This window comes from Sphingobium soli, from assembly GCF_020782245.1.
GTDB lineage: Bacteria > Pseudomonadota > Alphaproteobacteria > Sphingomonadales > Sphingomonadaceae > Sphingobium > Sphingobium soli.
Genome location: NZ_JAJGNP010000001.1, coordinates 345949 through 365746, shown reverse-complemented (window position 1 = coordinate 365746; position 19798 = coordinate 345949). Strand labels below are relative to the sequence as shown.

At 64.2% G+C, this 19798-nt stretch carries 17 protein-coding genes and 1 riboswitch; all 17 genes read left to right on the top strand.

Features of this window, described 5'->3' with window-relative positions; all coding sequences use genetic code 11:
* Position 1: 1 nt before the first annotated feature.
* The 17 genes from murD to LL253_RS01635 all read left to right on the top strand — a co-directional run bounded on the left by murD (position 2) and on the right by LL253_RS01635 (position 19790).
* Entirely contained in the window at positions 2 to 1333 is a 1332-nt protein-coding gene (gene murD, locus LL253_RS01715) for a UDP-N-acetylmuramoyl-L-alanine--D-glutamate ligase (protein WP_228225953.1), read from the top strand.
* 38 nt (positions 1334 to 1371) lie between these two features.
* Complete coding sequence (locus tag LL253_RS01710; protein WP_228225952.1) at positions 1372 to 2574, top strand: FtsW/RodA/SpoVE family cell cycle protein; 1203 nt, start codon at positions 1372 to 1374, stop codon at positions 2572 to 2574.
* Positions 2571 to 3737: an undecaprenyldiphospho-muramoylpentapeptide beta-N-acetylglucosaminyltransferase gene (gene murG, locus LL253_RS01705; RefSeq protein WP_228220676.1), complete on the top strand. Its 1167-nt coding sequence runs from the start codon at positions 2571 to 2573 to the stop codon at positions 3735 to 3737. Before LL253_RS01710 ends, murG begins: the two co-directional genes overlap by 4 nt.
* Positions 3734 to 5161 carry a UDP-N-acetylmuramate--L-alanine ligase gene (gene murC, locus LL253_RS01700; protein WP_009822513.1) on the top strand — a complete coding sequence of 476 codons (1428 nt, stop codon included), beginning with the start codon at positions 3734 to 3736 and terminating at the stop codon, positions 5159 to 5161. Before murG ends, murC begins: the two co-directional genes overlap by 4 nt.
* Positions 5161 to 5358: a hypothetical protein gene (locus LL253_RS01695; protein WP_228225951.1), complete on the top strand. Its 198-nt coding sequence runs from the start codon at positions 5161 to 5163 to the stop codon at positions 5356 to 5358. Before murC ends, LL253_RS01695 begins: the two co-directional genes overlap by 1 nt.
* Complete coding sequence (murB, locus tag LL253_RS01690; RefSeq protein ID WP_228225950.1) at positions 5328 to 6254, top strand: UDP-N-acetylmuramate dehydrogenase; 927 nt, start codon at positions 5328 to 5330, stop codon at positions 6252 to 6254. Before LL253_RS01695 ends, murB begins: the two co-directional genes overlap by 31 nt.
* Positions 6251 to 7216 (top strand): D-alanine--D-alanine ligase, encoded by a 966-nt coding sequence (locus LL253_RS01685; protein WP_228225949.1) that lies wholly within the window; start codon positions 6251 to 6253, stop codon positions 7214 to 7216. Before murB ends, LL253_RS01685 begins: the two co-directional genes overlap by 4 nt.
* Positions 7209 to 8150, top strand: coding sequence for a cell division protein FtsQ/DivIB (locus LL253_RS01680; RefSeq protein WP_228225948.1), 942 nt, complete (start codon positions 7209 to 7211; stop codon positions 8148 to 8150). The genes LL253_RS01685 and LL253_RS01680 overlap by 8 nt, the downstream gene beginning before the upstream one ends.
* Positions 8151 to 8155: 5 nt before the next feature.
* Positions 8156 to 9439 carry a cell division protein FtsA gene (gene ftsA / locus LL253_RS01675; protein ID WP_009822518.1) on the top strand — a complete coding sequence of 428 codons (1284 nt, stop codon included), beginning with the start codon at positions 8156 to 8158 and terminating at the stop codon, positions 9437 to 9439.
* Between the two features lie 106 nt (positions 9440 to 9545).
* Positions 9546 to 11015: a cell division protein FtsZ gene (ftsZ, locus tag LL253_RS01670; RefSeq protein ID WP_228220683.1), complete on the top strand. Its 1470-nt coding sequence runs from the start codon at positions 9546 to 9548 to the stop codon at positions 11013 to 11015.
* 124 nt (positions 11016 to 11139) lie between these two features.
* On the top strand, positions 11140 to 13011 hold the full coding sequence (locus LL253_RS01665; RefSeq protein ID WP_228225947.1) for a tetratricopeptide repeat protein: 1872 nt from the start codon (positions 11140 to 11142) through the stop codon (positions 13009 to 13011).
* Positions 13012 to 13020: 9 nt separating this feature from the next.
* Positions 13021 to 14181 (top strand): deoxyguanosinetriphosphate triphosphohydrolase, encoded by a 1161-nt coding sequence (locus LL253_RS01660; protein WP_228225946.1) that lies wholly within the window; start codon positions 13021 to 13023, stop codon positions 14179 to 14181.
* Between the two features lie 54 nt (positions 14182 to 14235).
* Positions 14236 to 14336, top strand: a riboswitch (glycine riboswitch).
* A gap of 175 nt (positions 14337 to 14511) precedes the next feature.
* On the top strand, positions 14512 to 15663 hold the full coding sequence (gene gcvT / locus LL253_RS01655; protein WP_228225945.1) for a glycine cleavage system aminomethyltransferase GcvT: 1152 nt from the start codon (positions 14512 to 14514) through the stop codon (positions 15661 to 15663).
* Positions 15664 to 15694: 31 nt separating this feature from the next.
* The gene (gene gcvH / locus LL253_RS01650) at positions 15695 to 16066 is read left to right on the top strand and encodes a glycine cleavage system protein GcvH (RefSeq protein WP_228225944.1); all 372 of its coding nucleotides are present in this window, start codon (positions 15695 to 15697) and stop codon (positions 16064 to 16066) included.
* Positions 16067 to 16222: 156 nt separating this feature from the next.
* Positions 16223 to 17581: an aminomethyl-transferring glycine dehydrogenase subunit GcvPA gene (gcvPA, locus tag LL253_RS01645; RefSeq protein WP_228226093.1), complete on the top strand. Its 1359-nt coding sequence runs from the start codon at positions 16223 to 16225 to the stop codon at positions 17579 to 17581.
* Entirely contained in the window at positions 17578 to 19152 is a 1575-nt protein-coding gene (gene gcvPB / locus LL253_RS01640; RefSeq protein ID WP_228220688.1) for an aminomethyl-transferring glycine dehydrogenase subunit GcvPB, read from the top strand. The genes gcvPA and gcvPB overlap by 4 nt, the downstream gene beginning before the upstream one ends.
* On the top strand, positions 19149 to 19790 hold the full coding sequence (locus LL253_RS01635) for a DUF938 domain-containing protein (protein ID WP_228225943.1): 642 nt from the start codon (positions 19149 to 19151) through the stop codon (positions 19788 to 19790). Before gcvPB ends, LL253_RS01635 begins: the two co-directional genes overlap by 4 nt.
* Positions 19791 to 19798: the final 8 nt, after the last annotated feature.

The following is a 19798-nucleotide window of genomic DNA, read 5'->3' as shown; positions in this document are numbered from 1 at the left end:
CATGATCGTATCCAGCGCCTTTGCAGGGAAAACCTACGCGGTTCTTGGCCTCGCCCGTTCAGGTCTCGCCACAGTCGAAACGCTGGTGGCAAGCGGCGCGCGGGTCGTCGCATGGGACAGCCGGGAGGAAGCGCGTAGCCAAGTCGCTGGCAAGGCGGAGCTGGGCGATCCGATGGAGATCGACCTTGCCGGCTTCGACGGTATCGTCGTGTCGCCGGGCGTGCCACTCAATCGCCATCCCATCAACATGCGCGCGAAGCTGGCTGGCGTACCGATCATCGGTGACATCGAACTGTTCGCGCTCGCCCGCCCGACCCTGCCACCGCATAAGGTCGTCGGCATCACCGGCACCAATGGCAAGTCCACCACCACGGCGCTGATCCATCATATCATCGAACAGGCGGGCTATCCCACGGTGATGGGCGGCAATATCGGCCTCCCGATTCTCTCCCAGCCGCCTCTTGAGCCGAACCTCAAAGGCGCTGGCGTCTATGTGCTGGAACTGTCCAGCTACCAGATCGACCTGACTCACAGCCTCGATTGCGACGTCGCGGTGCTGCTCAACATCACGCCCGATCATCTGGACCGTTATGACGGGTTCGAGGGCTATGTGGCGTCGAAAGCGCGGCTGTTTGCGATGCAATCGGCCGGGCACAAGGCGGTGATCGCGACCGAGGATGAGCCGAGCCGGTCTGTATCGACCCAAATCTGCGACACCAAGGGAAGTGGAGAGGATGTGGTGGAGGTAGCATCGACCCAGGTCGATACCACCGAGCAGCTTGCATGGCCCGCCCTCCAAGGGCCGCACAATGCGCAAAATGTCGCCGTCGCAATGGTAACGGCCGCCGTATTGGACATCGATCCCGTCACGACCAAAGCCGCCCTCGCCAGCTATGCCTCGCTCCCCCACCGGATGCAGACCGTCCGCACCCTTAACGGCGTCCTCTACGTCAATGACAGCAAGGCGACCAACGCCGCGTCCACCGCGCCCGCGCTCGCCGCCTGGCCCGCCAAGGACGGCAAGCCGCGCATCCACTGGATATTAGGCGGCGTCGCCAAGTCCGACAATCTGGACGAATGCGCCCCGCATTTCGGCAATGTCGCCCACGCCTACACCATCGGCGAAGCGGGGCATATGTTCGCCGATCTGCTGCGCCCGCATATGGCGGTGGATGACAGCGAAATGCTAAGCGCCGCCGTCCGCCGCGCGGCGCGTATCGCGCAACCGGGCGACGTCGTGCTGTTGTCGCCCGCGTGCGCCAGTTTCGACCAGTTTCGCGATTTCGAGGCACGTGGCGATGCCTTTGCCGCAGCGGTCGCGGCGCTGGAATAGGGAAAGACCCAGGGGCGATGAGCAAGAGGGGAACAGGGATGTCGAAGGCCGGTGAACTGGTGAAGGGTTTCCGCACCCGCACGGTTCCGCGCGAGCGCACCGCGCTCGCCATCTGGTTCTGGGAAATCGACCGCGTTCTCCTGTCGCTGATCGTCGCGCTGATGGCGATCGGGCTGGTGGCGGTCGCCGCCGCGTCCCCCGTGGCGGCGATCGACCGATCGACCGCAGACATCGCCGTCAATCCACTCATCTATTTCTATCGCCAGCTGATGTGGGTGATGATCGGCCTGCCGATCATGCTGATCATCTCCATGCTGCCCCGGCTGCAGGCGCGGCGGCTGGCCATCTTCCTGTGCGCTTTCTTCTTCTTGATGCTGCTGTTCGTGCCCATATTGGGTTCTACCGTGAACGGCGCGCGGCGCTGGATAGACCTGCCCGGTTTCCGGTTCCAGCCTTCGGAATTCCTGAAGCCCGCTTATGTCGTCACGCTCGCCTGGCTGCTGTCGCTGCGCACGAAGGAGCAGAACCTCCCCGTCATCCAGCTGACCGGCGCCCTGACCCTGCTGATTTCGGCAGTGCTGATGCGCCAGCCCGACTTCGGGCAGACTGTGATCTTCATGGCCTGCTGGGGCGCGCTGCTGTTGCTATCTGGCCTGGAGATGCGCTGGATCGCGATGCTGGGCGGCGCGGGCCTCGCGGGCTTGGTCGCCGTCTACATGTTCTATGAAAATGGCCGCCAACGTATCAACGATTTCCTGGGCATCGGCGTTCAGATGGACGCGGGCCCGGATCAGACCGATCTTGCCTTCCGCACCATCACCCATGGCGGCTTTACCGGCGTGGGGCCGGGCGGGGGCCTCAACAAGTTCCGCCTGCCCGAAGCCCATACCGACTATATTTTTTCCGTAATCGGCGAAGAATTCGGCCTGCTCGCCTGCATCGCCATTGCGTGCGTCTACCTCGCGATCATCGTGCGCGTGCTGTTGCGCCTCCTTGATGAAGAAGATGTCTTCACCATTTTGGCGGCCGCCGGCCTCACAACCCAGTTCGGGCTTCAGGCGATCATCAACATGGGCGTCAATGCGCAGATATTTCCGTCCAAGGGCATGACGCTCCCCTTTATCAGCTATGGCGGCTCCTCTATGCTGGCGCTTTGCACCGGGGTCGGCCTGCTGCTCGCCTTCACGCGGCGCAATCCCTTCATGGGCCGGCATACGGTGGTCAAATGGAGTGGTCGATGAGCATTTCCCGTCACTTCGTCCTCGCCGCCGGCGGGACGGGGGGTCATATGATTCCCGCCCATGCGGTGGCGCAGGAACTGATGGCGCGCGGCCATCATGTCGCGCTCGTCACCGATGAGCGTGGCGCCAAGATTCCCGGTATTTTCGAAAGCGCGCAGGTCCATGTCATGCCGGCGGGCCGCATGACCAGGAACCCGGCAAGCTGGCCGGGTGCGGTCAAGGCGATCCTTGCCGGGCGCGCCATGGCTCGCCGCCTCAACGAAACCTTTCGCCCGACCGCCGTGGTCGGCTTTGGCGGTTATCCCGCTATGCCGGCGCTGCTGGGAGCCTTGGCGGACGGCATTCCGACTGCGATCCACGAACAAAATGCCGTGCTGGGACGGGTCAATCGCCTGCTCGCCGGCCGGGTCGATGCAATCGTCACCGCCTATCCCGATGTCGAGCGCCTGAAATCCCGCCACGCCGGCAAGGTGCACCTGATCGGCAATCCCGTGCGCGAGGAAGTGAAGCAGTTGCGCGAGGAGGAATTCCCGGCGCTCACTGATGAAAGCGTGTTCCGCCTGCTCGTCATCGGCGGCAGCCAGGGCGCATCCATTCTGTCTAATGTGGTGCCCGAAGGCCTGTCGATGCTGCCCGTCGCGCTTCGCCGTCGCCTGCAAGTGACGCAGCAGTGCCGCGCCGAGGATATTGATCGCGTGCGCAAAACCTATGCGGAGATGGAAATCCCTGCTGACCTTGCCACCTATTTCAACGACGTGCCCGAAAAGCTGGGCTGGTCGCATCTGGTGATCGCGCGAGCCGGCGCATCGACGCTGGCGGAACTGACGTGCGCTGGCCGCCCCGCCATCCTTGTCCCGCTGCCCAGCGCGATGGACGATCATCAGACCGCCAATGCTCGTGAAATGACGCAGTCCGGTGGCGCGCGCACGATCCCGCAAAGCCGCTTCACCGCGGTTGAACTGGCCAAGCAGATGCAGAAGATGGCGATGGAGCCAGGCGCGCTCCAGAATGCGGCCAAGCGTGCCTGGAACTGCGGTCGCCCGGATGCCGCGCGCGATATGGCAGACCTGCTGGAAAGCATCGGCCGTGCGCCGATCATGAATGATCCGGTCAAGGTCGGTCCGACGCCCACAACGCTTAATCTCCAGGGAGTTCCCGCATGAAGGGTGTCGGCACCGACATCGGCACGATCCATTTCATCGGCATCGGCGGCATCGGCATGTCCGGTATTGCCGAAGTCATGCATAATCTGGGCTATAGCGTGCAGGGCTCGGACGTGGCCGAAGGCTATGTCGTGGAAGGGCTGCGGGCCAAGGGCATCAAGGTGATGATCGGTCACAAGGCCGAAAATCTGGGCGATGCCGCCGTGGTCGTGACCTCGACCGCGATCAAGCGCGGCAATCCCGAAGTGGAACTGGCGCTCGAAACCCGCGTGCCTGTGATCCGCCGCGCTGAGATGCTGGCCGAATTGATGCGGCTGAAATCGACCGTCGCGGTAGCCGGTACGCATGGCAAGACCACGACCACGTCGATGATCGCAGCGCTCCTCGATGCGGGCGGGGTCGATCCGACGGTCATCAACGGCGGCATCATCAACAGCTATGGCTCCAACGCACGTCTGGGCAATAGCGACTGGATGGTTGTGGAAGCGGACGAAAGCGACGGCAGCTTCCTGCGGCTCGACGGCACCATCGCGGTCGTCACCAATATCGATCCTGAGCATCTCGACCATTATGGCAGTTTCGACAGGGTGAAGGACGCCTTCGTCGAATTTGTCGGCAATGTGCCCTTCTATGGCGCGGCGCTGCTGTGTCTCGATCATCCCGAAGTGCAGGCGATCCTGCCGCGCGTGCAGGACCGCCGCATTGTCACCTACGGTTTTTCGGCGCAGGCCGATATTAGGGGCGAAAATGTCCGGCCAGTGCCGGGCGGGAATCTCTTCGACGTGCTGATCCGCGATCGTGACGGCCATGTCGAGAAGATCAGCGATATCCTGCTGCCGATGCCTGGCCGGCATAATGTGTCGAACAGCCTCGCCGCCATCGGCGTTGCCTTGCAACTGGGCATCACCCATGATGTCATCTGTACGGGATTTGAAAAATTCGGCGGCGTGAAACGCCGCTTCACGAAGGTAGGTGAGGTTCAACTTGAGGGCGGCGTCGCAACCGTCATCGACGATTATGGTCACCATCCGGTCGAGATCAGGGCCGTGCTCGCCGCCGCGCGCGAAGGGGCGCTCGGACGCGTCGTCGCCATAGTCCAGCCGCACCGTTTCACCCGCCTGCGCGACCTGATGGATGAATTCCAGCAGGCGTTCAACGACGCCGACATCGTCTATGCCGCGCCCGTCTATGCCGCGGGCGAACAACCCATCGAAGGCGTCGACAGCGCCGCGCTGGTCGCGGGCTTGAAGCGGCGCGGCCACCGCCATGCCGCGACCGTCGCCGATGCCGCCGATCTCGCCGCCCAGATCGCCGCCGATCTTCAGCCCGATGACATGATCGTCTGCCTCGGGGCGGGCGACATCACCAAATGGGCCGCCGGCCTGGCTGCCGCCATTTCGGCCAAGAGCAAGGAGACCGCCTGATGTTCGAGCTTTTTGCCGTAGGCCTGGAAATGCAGAAGCGCATGATCGACGTTCAGATGCGCGGCGTGGAAGCAGCGCGCGACATGGTCGAGGCCGCGCAACGCCAGGTTGAAGGCGGCATGTCGGCTGTTCAAGCGAACGAGTCCGGCATGAGCGCGATGCAAAAATGGATGAGCCTGTGGGGCTTGCGCTCTTGACAAGGACGCATGCTCTTCCCGCCGTTCGGGGTGTGCTCAAGCCCGCTGCGTCGCTGGCTCCGCTTGTCTGGTTCAAGACGGGCGGTCCGGCGCAATGGCTGTTCGAGCCGCAGGATGCGGACGATCTGTCTGACTTTTTGGCGCAGCTTGACCCCGACATGCCGGTCATGGCGCTTGGCCTTGGCTCCAACCTGATCGTGCGCGATGGCGGCGTGCCGGGGGTGGTCGTTCGGCTCGGCAAGCCGTTCGCAAAGGTCGAACGGCAGGACGAAACTACGCTGGTTTGCGGCGCTGGCGCGTCCGGCATTCTCGTCTCATCGACAGCGCGCGATGCGGGCATCGCCGGGCTCGAATTCCTGCGCTCCATTCCCGGCACCGTTGGTGGCTTTGTTCGCATGAACGGCGGCGCTTACGGCCGCGAGACAGCGGATATCCTGTTGGAGTGTGAGCTGGTGCTGCGATCGGGCGAGCAGGTCACTTTGCTCAACCGCGACCTTGCCTACAGCTATCGCCACTCCAATCTCACCGACGGCGCGATCGTGGTCAGCGCGACTTTTCGGGGGCATCCCGGTGAATCGGCCGCGATCCAGGCCGAAATGGACCGCATTGCAGCCGCGCGGGAGGAAAGCCAGCCACTACGCAGCAAAACCGGCGGTTCTACCTTCAAGAACCCGGATGGTCACAAGGCCTGGCAATTGGTGGACGAGGCCGGCTGTCGCGGGCTCCAGATCGGCGGCGCGCAGGTGAGCGAGAAACACACCAATTTCCTGCTCAATACCGGTGGCGCGACCAGCACTGACATCGAAGCGCTGGGCGAAGAGGTTCGCCGCCGCGTTCGGGAAAAGAGCGGGATAGACCTGGAATGGGAAATTCAGCGCGTGGGGATGGCCCAATGACGCGCGGCCCCTGGCATGTCGCCGTCCTGATGGGTGGCTGGTCGGCGGAGCGGCCGGTGTCGCTGTCAAGCGGGGAGGGTGTGGCCAAGGCGCTGGAGTCGCGCGGCCACAAAGTCACCCGCATCGACATGGACCGCAACGTGGCGCAGCGCCTTGCCGAAACGAAGGCAGACGTCATCTTCAACGCGCTGCACGGCGTCCCCGGCGAAGATGGCACGGTGCAGGGCATGATGGACCTGATGGGCTTGACCTATACCCATAGTGGCCTTGCCACCTCCGTCATCGCGATCGACAAGCAACTGACCAAGCAGGCGCTGGTCCCGCACGGCATTCCCATGCCCGGTGGTCATGTCGTGGAAAGCGAAAGCCTTTTCACCGCCGATCCACTGCCGCGCCCCTATGTGCTCAAACCCGTCAATGAAGGCAGTTCGGTCGGTGTGGCCATCGTCACGGCGGAGGGCAATTACGGTAATCCGATCGCCCGCGATGCCGTCGGCCCGTGGCAGGATTTCCCCGAACTGCTGGCCGAACCCTATATTCGCGGCCGCGAACTGACGACCGCCGTGCTGGGCGATGAAGCGCTGCTCGTGACCGAACTACGGCCCAAAAGCGGCTTTTACGACTTCGACGCCAAATATACCGATGGCATGACAGAGCATGTCTGCCCGGCCGATATTCCGATCGAGATCAGCGAAGCCTGCAAGGTGATCGCGCTGCACGCCCATCAGCTGCTAGGCTGCAAGGGCGCATCGCGCGCGGATTTCCGCTGGGATGATGCGCGCGGGCTGGACGGCCTCTTTCTGCTGGAAGTGAATACGCAGCCGGGGATGACGCCGCTCAGCCTGGTGCCTGAACAGGCGGCCAAGCTGGGCATCGACTATGCGAGCCTGGTCGAAACGATCGTGGAGGAGGCGCTGAACCGCGCCGGGGCGGCACACAGGACGGGGCAGGGGCATGGCTGAAGCACGGATAAGGCGCGGCGGCACTACCCGCATGAGCAGCAAGGACAATGCCGCCGGCCGTGGCGGTCGGGGACGATCGCTCAAGCGGCAGAGCTGGGTCGACAAGCTGATCGAGCATCTTCCGGTCAGCGAAGCGACACTCCAGCGCATGGCGAGCTGGACCATCGTGGGCATTTTCGGCGCGATCCTGGTCGCCATCGCCATCTATCTGGGCCTGCCGGAGGTCGCGCGTCAGCAGGCGGCCGACATGGCCGCGCGCGCCGGTTTCGAAGTTGAAAAGGTCGAAGTGCGCGGTGTCGAGCGCATGGACGAACTGCCGGTCTACAATATCGCGCTGGGACAGGTGGACCGGTCGATGCTCTCGCTTGACCTTCCGCATGTGCGCCAGCAAATGCTGAAACTGGGTTGGGTCAAGGATGCGCGCATTTCCCGTCGCCTGCCCGATACGCTGGTCGTCGATATCGTTGAGCGGGACCCGGTCGCCGTGTGGCAGCATGACGGACAACTGCACCTGATCGACGTGTCGGGCGTGGTGCTGCAATCGGTATCGGCCAGCGCCATGCCGGACCTGCCGCTTGTGGTTGGCCCCAATGCGAACCGGCAGACTGCGGGCCTCAACAAGCTGATGGAAAATGCGCCTGCGCTCAAACCCATGCTGGCTGGGGCGACCTGGGTCGGCAACCGGCGCTGGGATTTGCGTTTCCAATCGGGTGAGACGCTGTCCCTGCCGGAAGGCGACACACAATCGGCGTCCGCGCTGGTGAATTTCGCACGAATGGACGGGGTCAACCGACTGCTTGGACGCGGCATCGTTCGCTTCGACATGCGCGACCCTGATCGGTTTGTCCTGCGCCTGCCGCAGGGACGCGTGGAGGAAAAGCCGATCGAGGCCGCCACGAGCGCTGCCGCGCAGCCTATCGGTGAGGAAGGCTGACAGCCATGCCGCAGCCCAAGGTCGAAAAGCTCATCACGGCCGTCGACATAGGCTCCTGGAAGGTGTCCGCGCTGATCGCCGGGCGCACCGATACGGGTGAACTGGCGATCCTGGGCACAGGCCAGCGGGAAAGCCGCGGCGTGCGCCGCGGCTTCATCGCCGACATGGAGCGCACCGAACTGGCCGTGCGGGAAACCGTCGAGCAGGCCGAGCGCGTGGCGGGCACCAATATCGAGGATGTGTGGGTCAGCTTTTCGGGCGGCAGCCTGGTCAGCGATGTCGTTACGGTTGAACGCGACATGGGCGGCTATCGCATCGAGCAACCCGATATCGACGATCTGCTGACGACCGGACAACAGGGCATCGACCCCGATGGCCGCATCGTTCTTCATGCGCAGCCGACCTGCTTCACCATCAATGGCAAGGTGCCGGTCAAAAAGCCGCTGGGCATGCATGCCGACCTGCTGGGCGTCGATATCCATGTCGTCCTGGCCGACGGGGCACCGCTCGCTAATCTCGACCTGTGCGTGCGCGGGGCGTATCTCAACGTCAATTCCATCGTCGCCTCTCCCATCGCGACGGGCCTTGCCTGCCTGTCGGAGGAAGAGCGCGACCTGGGCGTCGCGCTGGTGGAAATGGGCGCGGGCGTGACCAATGTGTCGCTCTATGCCGGGGGCATGCTGGTGGGCTTGCATTCGATCCCGATGGGCGCGTCCGACATCACTGACGACATTGCATCCTCCTTCGGCATTCGCCGCAGCCAGGCGGAACGGATCAAATGCTTCTACGGATCTGCGATGCAGAATCCGCGTGATTTTCGCGAGATGATCGAGATCGCGCCGCCCCATGGCGACGTCGCGGTGCCAGGACAGGCGGCCGGCCCTAATGCGGAAGGCGGCAAGATCACGCGCGCGGCGCTGGTCGGCGTGATTTGCGAGCGGCTGAACCAGATCATGACCGAAGTGAATGCGGCGCTTGCCGGGATGGGCTTTAATTCGACCGGCCGCCAGGTGGTGCTGACCGGCGGTGGCGCGGAAATGAAGGGCATCGCCGATTACGCGCAGGGCGCGCTCGGTCGCGCGGTACGGATCGGCCGACCCCGGGGCCTGTCCGCCATGCCCGAAGCACATAGCGGCCCGGCCTTTGCAACTTTGGCCGGCCTGGCGCTTTACGGTGCTTCCAACCCGGTTGATCTCCGCACGATGGCGCCCGCGCCGCAGACCGTGCATCGGCTGGGAACGCCGCTCTGGTGGCAGCGCATGATGCGCGCGATCAAGGCGAACTATTGAACGATTTTTGGCAAAGACGAAATTAGGTGGTGAATCCCCTATTTTCTGGTGTTAACGAATGATGACGGTGTCGCTTCCTGACGAGGAAGCTGAGGGAGCAGAATATATGAGCATTGAAATCAGCCCGCCCCATGTGGACGAACTGAAGCCGCGCATTGCGGTGATCGGTGTCGGCGGTGCGGGTGGCAATGCCATCGCCAACATGATTGCCGCGTCGGTCGAGGGGGTCGATTTCATCGTCGCCAATACCGATGCGCAGGCGCTCAACAGCTCACCCGCCGAACGCCGCATTCAGCTTGGCCCGCAGATCACCGAAGGGCTGGGCGCGGGGTCGCGCCCTGAAATCGGCAAGGCCGCGGCCGAAGAGACCATCGCCTCGGTCGAAGAGGCGCTCAATGGCGCGCATATGTGCTTCATCACCGCTGGCATGGGCGGCGGCACCGGCACGGGCGCTGCCCCAGTTATCGCCAAGGCCGCGCGCGATCGCGGCATCCTGACCGTTGGTGTCGTGACCAAGCCCTTCACCTTCGAAGGCAATCGTCGGATGAAGTCTGCGGAAAGCGGTATCGAGGAATTGCAGAAGCATGTCGATACGCTGATCGTCATTCCGAACCAGAATCTGTTCCTGATCGCCAATCCGAACACGACCTTTAAGGAAGCGTTCCAGATGGCAGACGAAGTGCTGCAACAGGGCGTGCGTTCGATCACCGACCTCATGATCATGCCCGGCCTCATCAACCTCGACTTTGCAGACGTGCGGTCGGTGATGGGTGAAATGGGCAAGGCCATGATGGGCACCGGCGAAGCCGAGGGTGACGGCCGCGCGCTCCAGGCGGCCGAAAAGGCGATCGCCAACCCGCTTCTTGACGGCGTTTCGATGCGCGGGGCCAAGGGCGTCATCGTCTCGATCGTCGGCGGCGACGACATGCGCCTGATGGAAGTGGACGAGGCCGCGAACCATATCCGTGAGCTTGTGGATCCCGACGCGAACATCATCTGGGGCAGCGCCTTCAACGACAATCTCAACGGCAAGATCCGCGTGTCGGTGGTGGCGACCGGCATTGATAATGAGGTCGGCAGCCAGGCCGCACCGCTGACCCAGCCTTTCAGTTTCGCCAGCCGCCCGTCCGTGTCGGTCCCCCAGCAGACGGCGCGCCCGGCAGCCGCTGCTCCTGCCTCTGCGCCGCAGGCCGCACCTACGCCGCCGAGCGAGCCGGAAACGCTGGAACTGGACGTGCCGGCGGCCCCGCCCTCTGCGTCCGTAACCCCCCAAGCCGCACCGACGCCGGCAGCGACGCCTTTCTCGCCGCCCAAGCCGGCTGCGGTATTCTCGGATGAAAGTCCGGACGAGGACGAACTGGTTCTGGGCGCCGATAATGCGGAACCTCCCGCACCGGCTCCGGCGCCCGCTCCCGCCCCTGCGCAACCTGCTCCGCGGGTCGCCACGGGAGGTACGCTGTTCGAACGGATGGCGGGCCTGACGCGTGGGTCGGAAAAAACGGCTGGTGCAGGCTCCGACGATGCCGCTCCGGGTGTTGATATCCCTCGGTTCCTCAATCGTCAGAATAACCAATAAGGCCCGGTGCGGCGATGGCCGCGCCTCATGTCATAAAGCGCGTCGTCGGCCATCCGGATCGGCCCGGCGCGCTTTTTGGTCCGGCTGATTTCCCATTCGCCATGGCATGGGCTAAGGGGGGAATGTGACTAAGTCTCTTCCCTGGATTCTCGCCGCGCTCTTCCTTGCGCCTCCCGCTTTTGCCCAGACCGATCAGGCCGATCTTGTCCCGCCGCTGGGCGCTGCCGACCTTAATCGCAACCTTGCGCGGCTGGCCTCCAACCCGCGCGATGTCGACGCGATGATCGGCGCTGGCGAAGCTGCGCTTGCGCTGGATGATCCGCACGGTGCCGCTGGATTCTTCGCCCGCGCCGATGCGATCGCCAGCGGCAATGGCCGTATCAAGGCGGGGCTGGCGCGGGTCATGCTCAAGCTGCAAAATCCCGCCGAAGCTGTGCGATTGTTCGACCAGGCGCAGCGGCTGGGTTTCCCTGATACGAGCATCCTGATGGAACGCGGCCTTGCGCGCGACTTGACGGGCGACCAGGCGGGTGCGCAGCGTGATTATCAAGCCGCCTTGGCGCGTTCTCCCGACAACGCCGAACTGCGCCGCCGCTATGCCGCTTCGCTCGGCATATCGGGTCAGGTGGACGCAGCGGAAAGCATGCTGGAGCCGCTGCTCTACAAGAGCGATCGGGCTGCATGGCGGTATCGGGCGTTCATTTATGCCATGAACAATCGTCAGGCCGATGCCAAGAAAGTGGCGGAGCAGGCGATGCCAGCGCGGCTTGCCGCGGCGATCACCCCCTATATGCAGAAAATGCCCTATCTGACCGCACAGCAAAAGGCGGCGGCGGTGCATTTTGGCCAATTCCCCTCGCAGGTCGGCACCACCGTTGCGGCAGTCACCCCGACCACGCCGCCCCCAGCAGCAACGTCGGCAACGCCTGCATCTGCGCCTGCCACGCAGATCGCGCAGGCCCCGACGCAATCCGCGCCATCGCGGTCCCGTCCGCTCAGCCGTGCGGAACAGCGGCGGCAGCGGCGAGAGGCTGCGCGCCTGGCGCGTGCCGAGGGGCGTCAGACGCCCATGCCTGCGCCTCGTCCGTCGGCTTCAAGCCAGCCTGCGCCGACCCCGACCGCGAGTCCCGCCAACTCTGGCGCTGCGACCCAAGTGGCGCAGGCGCAGACCGTCCAATCGCTGCCTGCCCGTGCGGCCCAGCCTGTCGTGCAGCCCTTGCCTCGGACGCCCAGTGCCGCTTCTCCTTCCGAATCCCCGTCGATGGCGCGCGCTGCCGCGCCCAGCGTGCAGGGACCGCCTGCGCCGGGGTTCGCATCGATCGAAGACAAGACACCCGCAGCCGCCGCGCCTGCCGCTACGCCCGGCGTGCAGGATACTGCCGTCGATGGGGCCGCATCGCCGCCGACCGTTACGCAGCCGTCAGTTGCTGCGCCCACGCCGGCCGCCAGCCAGCCCGCGCCCCCGGCACCCGACCCGCAAGCCACGCGCACCCTGGCCGACATCATTCGCGCGATTGACGTGCCTGAGGCCGAGCGGCAGGCGACCGTCGCGGCCGTGGATCTGAACGAGATTGCCGCCATGCAGGCAGCGCGCCGCGCTGAACGCCAGGCCGCCGCTGCGGCTGCTGCGGCAAAAGCCAAGAAGGAGGCGGCCGCCAAGGCAAAGGCCGAAGCCGATGCCAAGGCCAAGAAGGAGGCGGAGGAGAAAAAGCGCCTCGCCGCCAATCCCTCACGCAACTGGCTGCAAGTCGGCGTAGGGCAGAGCAAATCTGCGCTCGCCTTCACGATGAAGCGGTTGCGCGGTAAATATGACAGCATCGCGCCGCAGGATGCCTGGACGGCCAGCTGGGGTCAGACCAACCGCCTGCTGGTCGGGCCATTCCCCAGCTTTACCCGCGCCAGGGAACTGGAAACCAAGCTCAAGGCTGCCGGCGCTGACGTGTTCGCGTGGAAAAGCGATGCGGGAGAGGTAGTCGAGAAGCTGGCTGGCGAGTAAGGGGCGGGCATGACGCTGCTCGCCCCCTATGCCTGCCATCCCGCCGCAAGCCGCGGCCGCCTTCATGCCGAGCCGGGCGGGGAGATGCGTGGACCGCGCGACGTATTCCAGCGCGATCGCGACCGCATCATCCATTCAATCGCCTTTCGTCGCCTACGCCACAAGACACAGGTGTTCGTCTCCCCCGATGGCGACCATTATCGCGTCCGCCTGACGCACAGTTTGGAGGTGGCGCAAATCGGGCGTACCACCGCGCGAACGCTGGGCCTTAACGAAGACCTGACCGAAGCCTTGTGCCTGGCGCACGACATCGGCCATCCGCCCTTCGGCCATGCCGGGGAGGACGCGCTCGAGGCGGCATTGGACCAGCATGGCGGGTTCGACCATAATGCTCATACACTGCGCACGCTCATGCTCCTCGAAAGCCCCTATCCGCGTTTTCGCGGGCTGAACCTCAGCTGGGAAATGCTCGAGGGTCTGGCCAAGCATAATGGTCCGGTCGCCCGCCCGGGATGGGCAATGCGGGATCTTGACGCGCTCTTTCCGCTCGACCTGACAAGCCATGCCTCGCTCGAGGCGCAGCTCGCGGCGATTTCGGACGACATCGCCTATGACAATCACGACATTGATGATGGCTTGCGCGCCGGCCTGCTGACACTGGAGCAACTGCTCGAAGTGCCGTTCGTGCACGACTGCTGGGACAGGGTCCGTGCCCGCTATCCCGACGTCCCGCAGGACCGGCTGCTGCGCGAACTGGTGCGTGAACAAATTGGCGTGATGGCCAACGATCTGCTGGAAACGACCCGGCATAATATCGCGGATGCACGTGTCGAAACCATCGACGATGTGCGCGCGCTCGGCCGCACGCTGGTCTGCTTCTCGCCTGACCTCGCCGCGCAGGAACGGGCGCTCAAGCGGTTCATGTACGCGACCCTCTATCATCATCCCGACCAATTGGCGGCGGCGGATCGGGCGCGGGTGATCGTGACCGGCCTGTTTCGCGCCTATCAGGATGACCCCGCGTTGATGCCGGCCGAATGGCGCGACGAGTGCGCGCTGGAGGAACCCACCCGCAGCCGCCATATCGCCGACTTCATCGCGGGCATGACCGATCGTTACGCGGAAAAGCGGCACCGGGAAATCTACGGCGCGCTCGCGCTCATCGATTGACGCGCCCCGTCCTTTGTCGCAATGCGCTGTTTGTCTCCGGCGGATTCGTCCGCCGGGCATGATGCGGGAGAGCATGGGCGGCCTTTGAGGCACAGCCCGTCGCCGAAGGAGCAACCGCCCCGGAATCTCTCAGGCCAAAGGACCGCATCGTGCGCAAGGCACTCTGGAAAGCGGACGCGCTTCTCGCCCGTCCCACCGAAGGGGTAAGCTGGTCGGCCACAAGGCCGCTGGTCAAAGCTCTCAGGTTCCGTGACAGAGGGGGTGGCAGCAATCCGGCCGATCAGGCAGGATGACGCTGTCGCCATATCCTCATGCACGGAGGCCGCATCCATGTCCGGCACTGACGACGTCACCCATATCGAAGAAGAGCTGCCGTTGCAGACATTGCCGCTCGATGCCTGGCATCGCGACAGGGGCGCGCGCATGGTCGGCTTTGCCGGCTACCACATGCCGATCCAATATGAAGGCATCATGGCCGAACATGGCTGGACCCGCGAACATGCCGGCCTGTTCGATGTCAGCCACATGGGCCAGTTGACCTTTACGGGCGACGGCGTCGACGCCGCGCTGGAGCATCTGCTCCCCAGCGACATCAGGGGATTGAAGCCCTTTCGCCAGCGTTATTCGATGCTGCTGGACGACGAAGGCGGCATATTGGACGACCTGATGGTGTCGCGCCTGGGTGACGGCGCGTTCGACGGGGCAGACATCTACATGGTCGTCAATGGCGCGACCAAATATGACGATATTGGCTGGATGATCGAGCATCTCCCTGACGAAGTCACCATGAACCATATGGATGAGCAGGCCCTGCTGGCGCTTCAGGGGCCTGAAGCCGGCGCTGCGCTGGCCAGCCTGATCCCGGAAACGGCCGATCTGCTGTTCATGCAATCGGGCCTGTTCACCTGGCGCGGCGTGTCGCTGTGGATCAGCCGGTCGGGCTATACTGGCGAGGACGGTTTTGAAATCAGCCTGCCGGGCGATGATGCGAGGCTGTTGGCCGACGCGCTCTGCGCGCTGCCGCAGGTGAAGCCGATCGGTCTAGGCGCGCGTGATTCACTGCGGCTGGAGGCGGGATTGCCGCTCTACGGTCATGATCTGACGCACGCCGTCAGCACCATCGCAGCGGACCTGGGCTTTGCCATCCAGAAGCGCCGGCGTGAGGAAGGCGGCTTTATCGGCCATGCACGCGTGATGAAGGAACTGGCCGATGGGCCGGGTGCGCGCCGGGTCGGGTTGCGGGTCGAGGGGCGTCGGCCCGCGCGTGAAGGCGCCAAGATCTTCGCCGGATCGGTCGAGGTCGGTGAAGTCACATCGGGCGGCTTTGCCCCGACGCTTGGCGCGCCGATCGCCATGGGCTGGGTTAGCACACCTTATTCGGCGATCGACACGGCTTTGGAAATAGATGTGCGCGGCAAGCGTATTGCCGCTGTGGTCGCGCCGATGCCGTTCGTTCCGCATCGGTATCGCCGCAAGCCCTGATTTCATCATCTTTGCGAAGGGGAACATGCATATGAGCCGTTATTTCACCGACGAACATGAATGGATCGATGTCGAAGGCGACATCGCCACGGTCGGCATCACCGACTATGCGCAAGAACAGCTGGGCGACATCGTTTTCGTCGAACTGCCAGCCGAAGGCACGACCTTCGAAAAGGGCGATGATGCCGCCGTCGTCGAATCGGTCAAGGCCGCGTCCGACGTCTATGCGCCGATCTCCGGCGAAGTTGTCGAAACCAACAGCGCGCTGGAAGACGAGCCTGCGCTGGTCAACAGCGACGCCGAAGAAGATGGCTGGTTCTTCAAGCTGCGGCTGACCGACGCCAGCGAACTGGAAGGCCTGATGAACGAAGCCGCCTACAAGAAGTTCGTGGCCAGCCTTTGATGCCTGGATAAGCCCCTCCCAGTCAGGGAGGGGGAAGGGGTGGGTGGCAAGCGAGGCAAGCCTTGCGACCTGACCTTACAGGCATTGCCAGCGATTGCCGGGCAATCGCACCCACCCCCGGCCCCTCCCTGACTGGGAGGGGAGTGGAGAATGAAATTGCGCTACCTACCCCTTACCGACAGCGACCGGCAGGCGATGCTGGCGACGATTGGCGTCACTTCGATTGACGACCTGTTTGTCGATGTGCCCGCCGAAGCTCGGTTGGCCGGAACGATCCCTGATCTGCCCGATCATGCCAGCGAAATGGCGGTCGAGCGGCACATGGCCGCGCTGGCCCGGAAAAATCTGTCAGCAGGGGAAGCGCCCTTCTTTCTGGGTGCGGGCGCGTACAAGCATCATGTGCCCGCCAGCGTCGATCATCTGATCCAGCGCGGCGAGTTCCTGACTGCCTATACGCCTTATCAGCCGGAAATCGCGCAGGGCACGCTCCAGGTGTTGTTCGAATTCCAGACGCAGGTCGCGCGGCTGCTGGGCTGCGACGTCGCCAATGCGTCCATGTATGATGGATCGACTGCCTGCTGGGAAGCGATCGTCATGGCGCGGCGTATCACCAAGCGGGGCAAGGCGCTGCTTTCGTCGGGGCTCCACCCCCATTATGTCTCGGTCGCGCAGACGATGGCCAAGTTCACTGGCGACGATCTGGCCTATGAAACGCCTGAACTCGACAGCAAAACCGACAGCCAGAAGCTGATCGCGGCGATCGACAAGGACACAAGCTGCGTTGTTGTCCAATATCCCGATATTCTCGGTCGAATTGAAGACCTTACTGCGTTGGCGGACGCCGCGCATGCCGTTGGCGCGCTGCTGGTCGCGGTAGTGACGGAACCCGTTGCGCTCGGCGCGATCAAGTCGCCCGGCGCCATGGGGGCGGACATCGTCGTGGGCGAAGGCCAGTCGATCGGCGTCGGCCTGCAATTTGGCGGCCCCTATCTCGGCCTGTTCGCGTGCAAGCAGAAATATGTGCGCCAGATGCCGGGACGCCTGTGCGGCGAAACGGTGGACGCTGCGGGGAAGCGCGGCTTCGTGCTGACGCTTTCCACCCGCGAACAGCATATCCGTCGCGAAAAGGCGACGTCAAACATCTGCACCAACTCAGGCCTGTGTGCGCTGGCGTTCAGCATCCATATGACATTGCTGGGCGAAAAGGGGCTGCGCGACTTGGCCACGCTCAACCACGCGCTTGCGGTTCAGGCGGCCAATCGTTTGGCGAATGTGCCGGGCGTGACCCTGGTCAACGATGCATTCTTCAACGAATTTACGCTGGTCCTGTCGAAGGACGCGCGCGACGTGACCCGTTCGCTGGCCGACAAGGGCGTGCTGGGCGGCGTCTCGCTCGGCCGCCTCTTCCCCCACGCGCCGCAGCTTGGGCAGGGGCTGGTCGTCGCCGTCACTGAAACCGTCACGGCCGAGGACATCGAAGCCTTTGCCGCTGCGCTCACGGAGGAACTGGCATGACGATGCTCAAGGAAGGCCGCCCAACCGCCCCCACGCCCGTCGAGGAAGCCCATATGGCCCCCGCCACCGCCACCGGAAACCGCGCCCTGATGCTGGAGGAAAAGCTGATCTTCGAGATCGGCTCGACCGACACGACAGGTGTCGACTTCGCTGTCTCACCAGCGGTCGACAGCCGTCTTGGCAACCTCGCCCGCACCGACGCGATCGGACTGCCGGGCTTGTCCGAACAGGAAACGGTGCGCCACTATACGCGCCTTAGCCGACAGAATTACGCCATCGACCTGGGCCTGTTCCCGCTTGGCTCCTGCACGATGAAGCACAACCCGCGCCTCAATGAAAAGGTCGCGCGGATGCCCGGTTTCGCCGATATCCACCCGCTCCAGCCGCAATCGACCGTTCAGGGCGCGCTTGGCGTCATCAATGAACTCGCTGTCTGGCTCATCAAGCTGACGGGCATGCATGGCGTCGCCATGACGCCCAAGGCCGGCGCGCATGGCGAACTGTGCGGCCTGCTCTGCATCCGCGCGGCGCTCGAAGCACGCGGCGATGCACGGCAGGTGGTGCTTGTGCCCGAAAGCGCCCATGGCACCAACCCGGCCACCGCCGCCTTCTGCGGCTACAAGGTGGAAGATATCCCCGCGACTCCAGATGGCCGCGTCGACCTTGAGGCATTGAAAGCACGGCTCGGTCCCGATGTTGCGGCGGTGATGATCACCAACCCCAACACCTGCGGCCTGTTCGAGCGCGACATGAAGGTGATTTCCGACGCGGTCCATGCCGCCGGCGCCTTCGTCTATTGCGACGGCGCAAACTTCAACGCCATCGTCGGCCGCGTCCGCCCCGGCGACCTGGGCGTGGACGCGATGCACATCAACCTGCACAAGACATTTTCCACGCCCCATGGCGGTGGCGGTCCCGGCTCGGGTCCGGTGGTCCTGTCCGAAGCGCTCGCGCCCTTCGGCCCGCTCCCCTACACCGCTCGGATGGAGGACGGATCGATCCACCTGATCGAGGAGGAGAATGTCGGCGCGGAAATGCCACAGAGCTTTGGCCGCATGTCCGCCTTCCATGGCCAGATGGGCATGTTCACCCGCGCGCTCGCCTATATCCTGTCCCACGGCGCGGACGGGCTGCGGCAGGTGGCGGAAGACGCGGTCCTCAACGCCAATTATGTGCTGCGCAGCCTCGACGATGTGCTCGACGCGCCTTTCGGGGCAAGCGGCCCGTGCATGCATGAGGCTCTGTTCAGCGACAAGGGGTTGGCCGAAGGCTTCACCACGCTCGACATCGCCAAGGGGCTGATCGACGAAGGCTTCCACCCGATGACCATGTATTTCCCTCTGGTCGTCCATGGCGCGATGCTGGTCGAACCCACCGAAACCGAAAGCAAGGCGGCCCTCGACCAGTTCATCCTGGCGCTGCGCAGCCTGGCCGAGCGGGCGAAGGCGGGGGACGAGGCGCTGAAGGGTGCACCCTATCATGCGCCGCGCCGGCGCCTGGACGAGACGCTGGCTGCTCGTAAGCCGGTGTTGAGCTGGATTGATCCGGACCTGGCGGAAGCAGCCGAATGACGAATGAGCCGGAACCGTGGGAACCCGGTTCCGGAGCCCGCGATGCGGATAAGCGTCATGCTCCCGCCACTTTACGCAACCGTGACGCCATCGTGGCGGTACTGCGCGATGCGCTGCCGACCTGCGGGCTCGTGCTGGAAGTGGCGAGCGGCAGCGGCGAGCATGCCGTCCACTTCGCCGGGGCTTTCCCCACTCTTGGCTGGCAACCCAGCGATCCCGATCCAGCCGCGCTCGCCTCGATCGCTGCGTGGCGGGCCGAGGCAGGCCTCCCAAACCTCCGGCAGCCCGTTCGCCTGGATGCCGTCGGCGACTGGCCTGCAATGGAGGCCGCAGCGATCCTGTGCATCAACATGGTGCATATATCGCCATGGGAAGCCACGCTTGGCCTGATGAAAGGGGCAGGGGGCACGCTGTCATCCGGCGGCCTGCTCTATCTTTATGGTCCCTATACAAAGGACGGCGTCGAAACCGCGCCGAGCAACCTTGCCTTTGACGCGTCGCTCAAAGGCCGTGATCCGCGTTGGGGTCTGCGCGCGGTGGATGAAGTGATCGTGGCGGCAAAGGCGCAGGGTCTGGCTTTCGAAAAGCTGATCGAAATGCCGGCCAACAACATATCGCTCTTGTTCCGGCGCGTCTGATTGCCGGC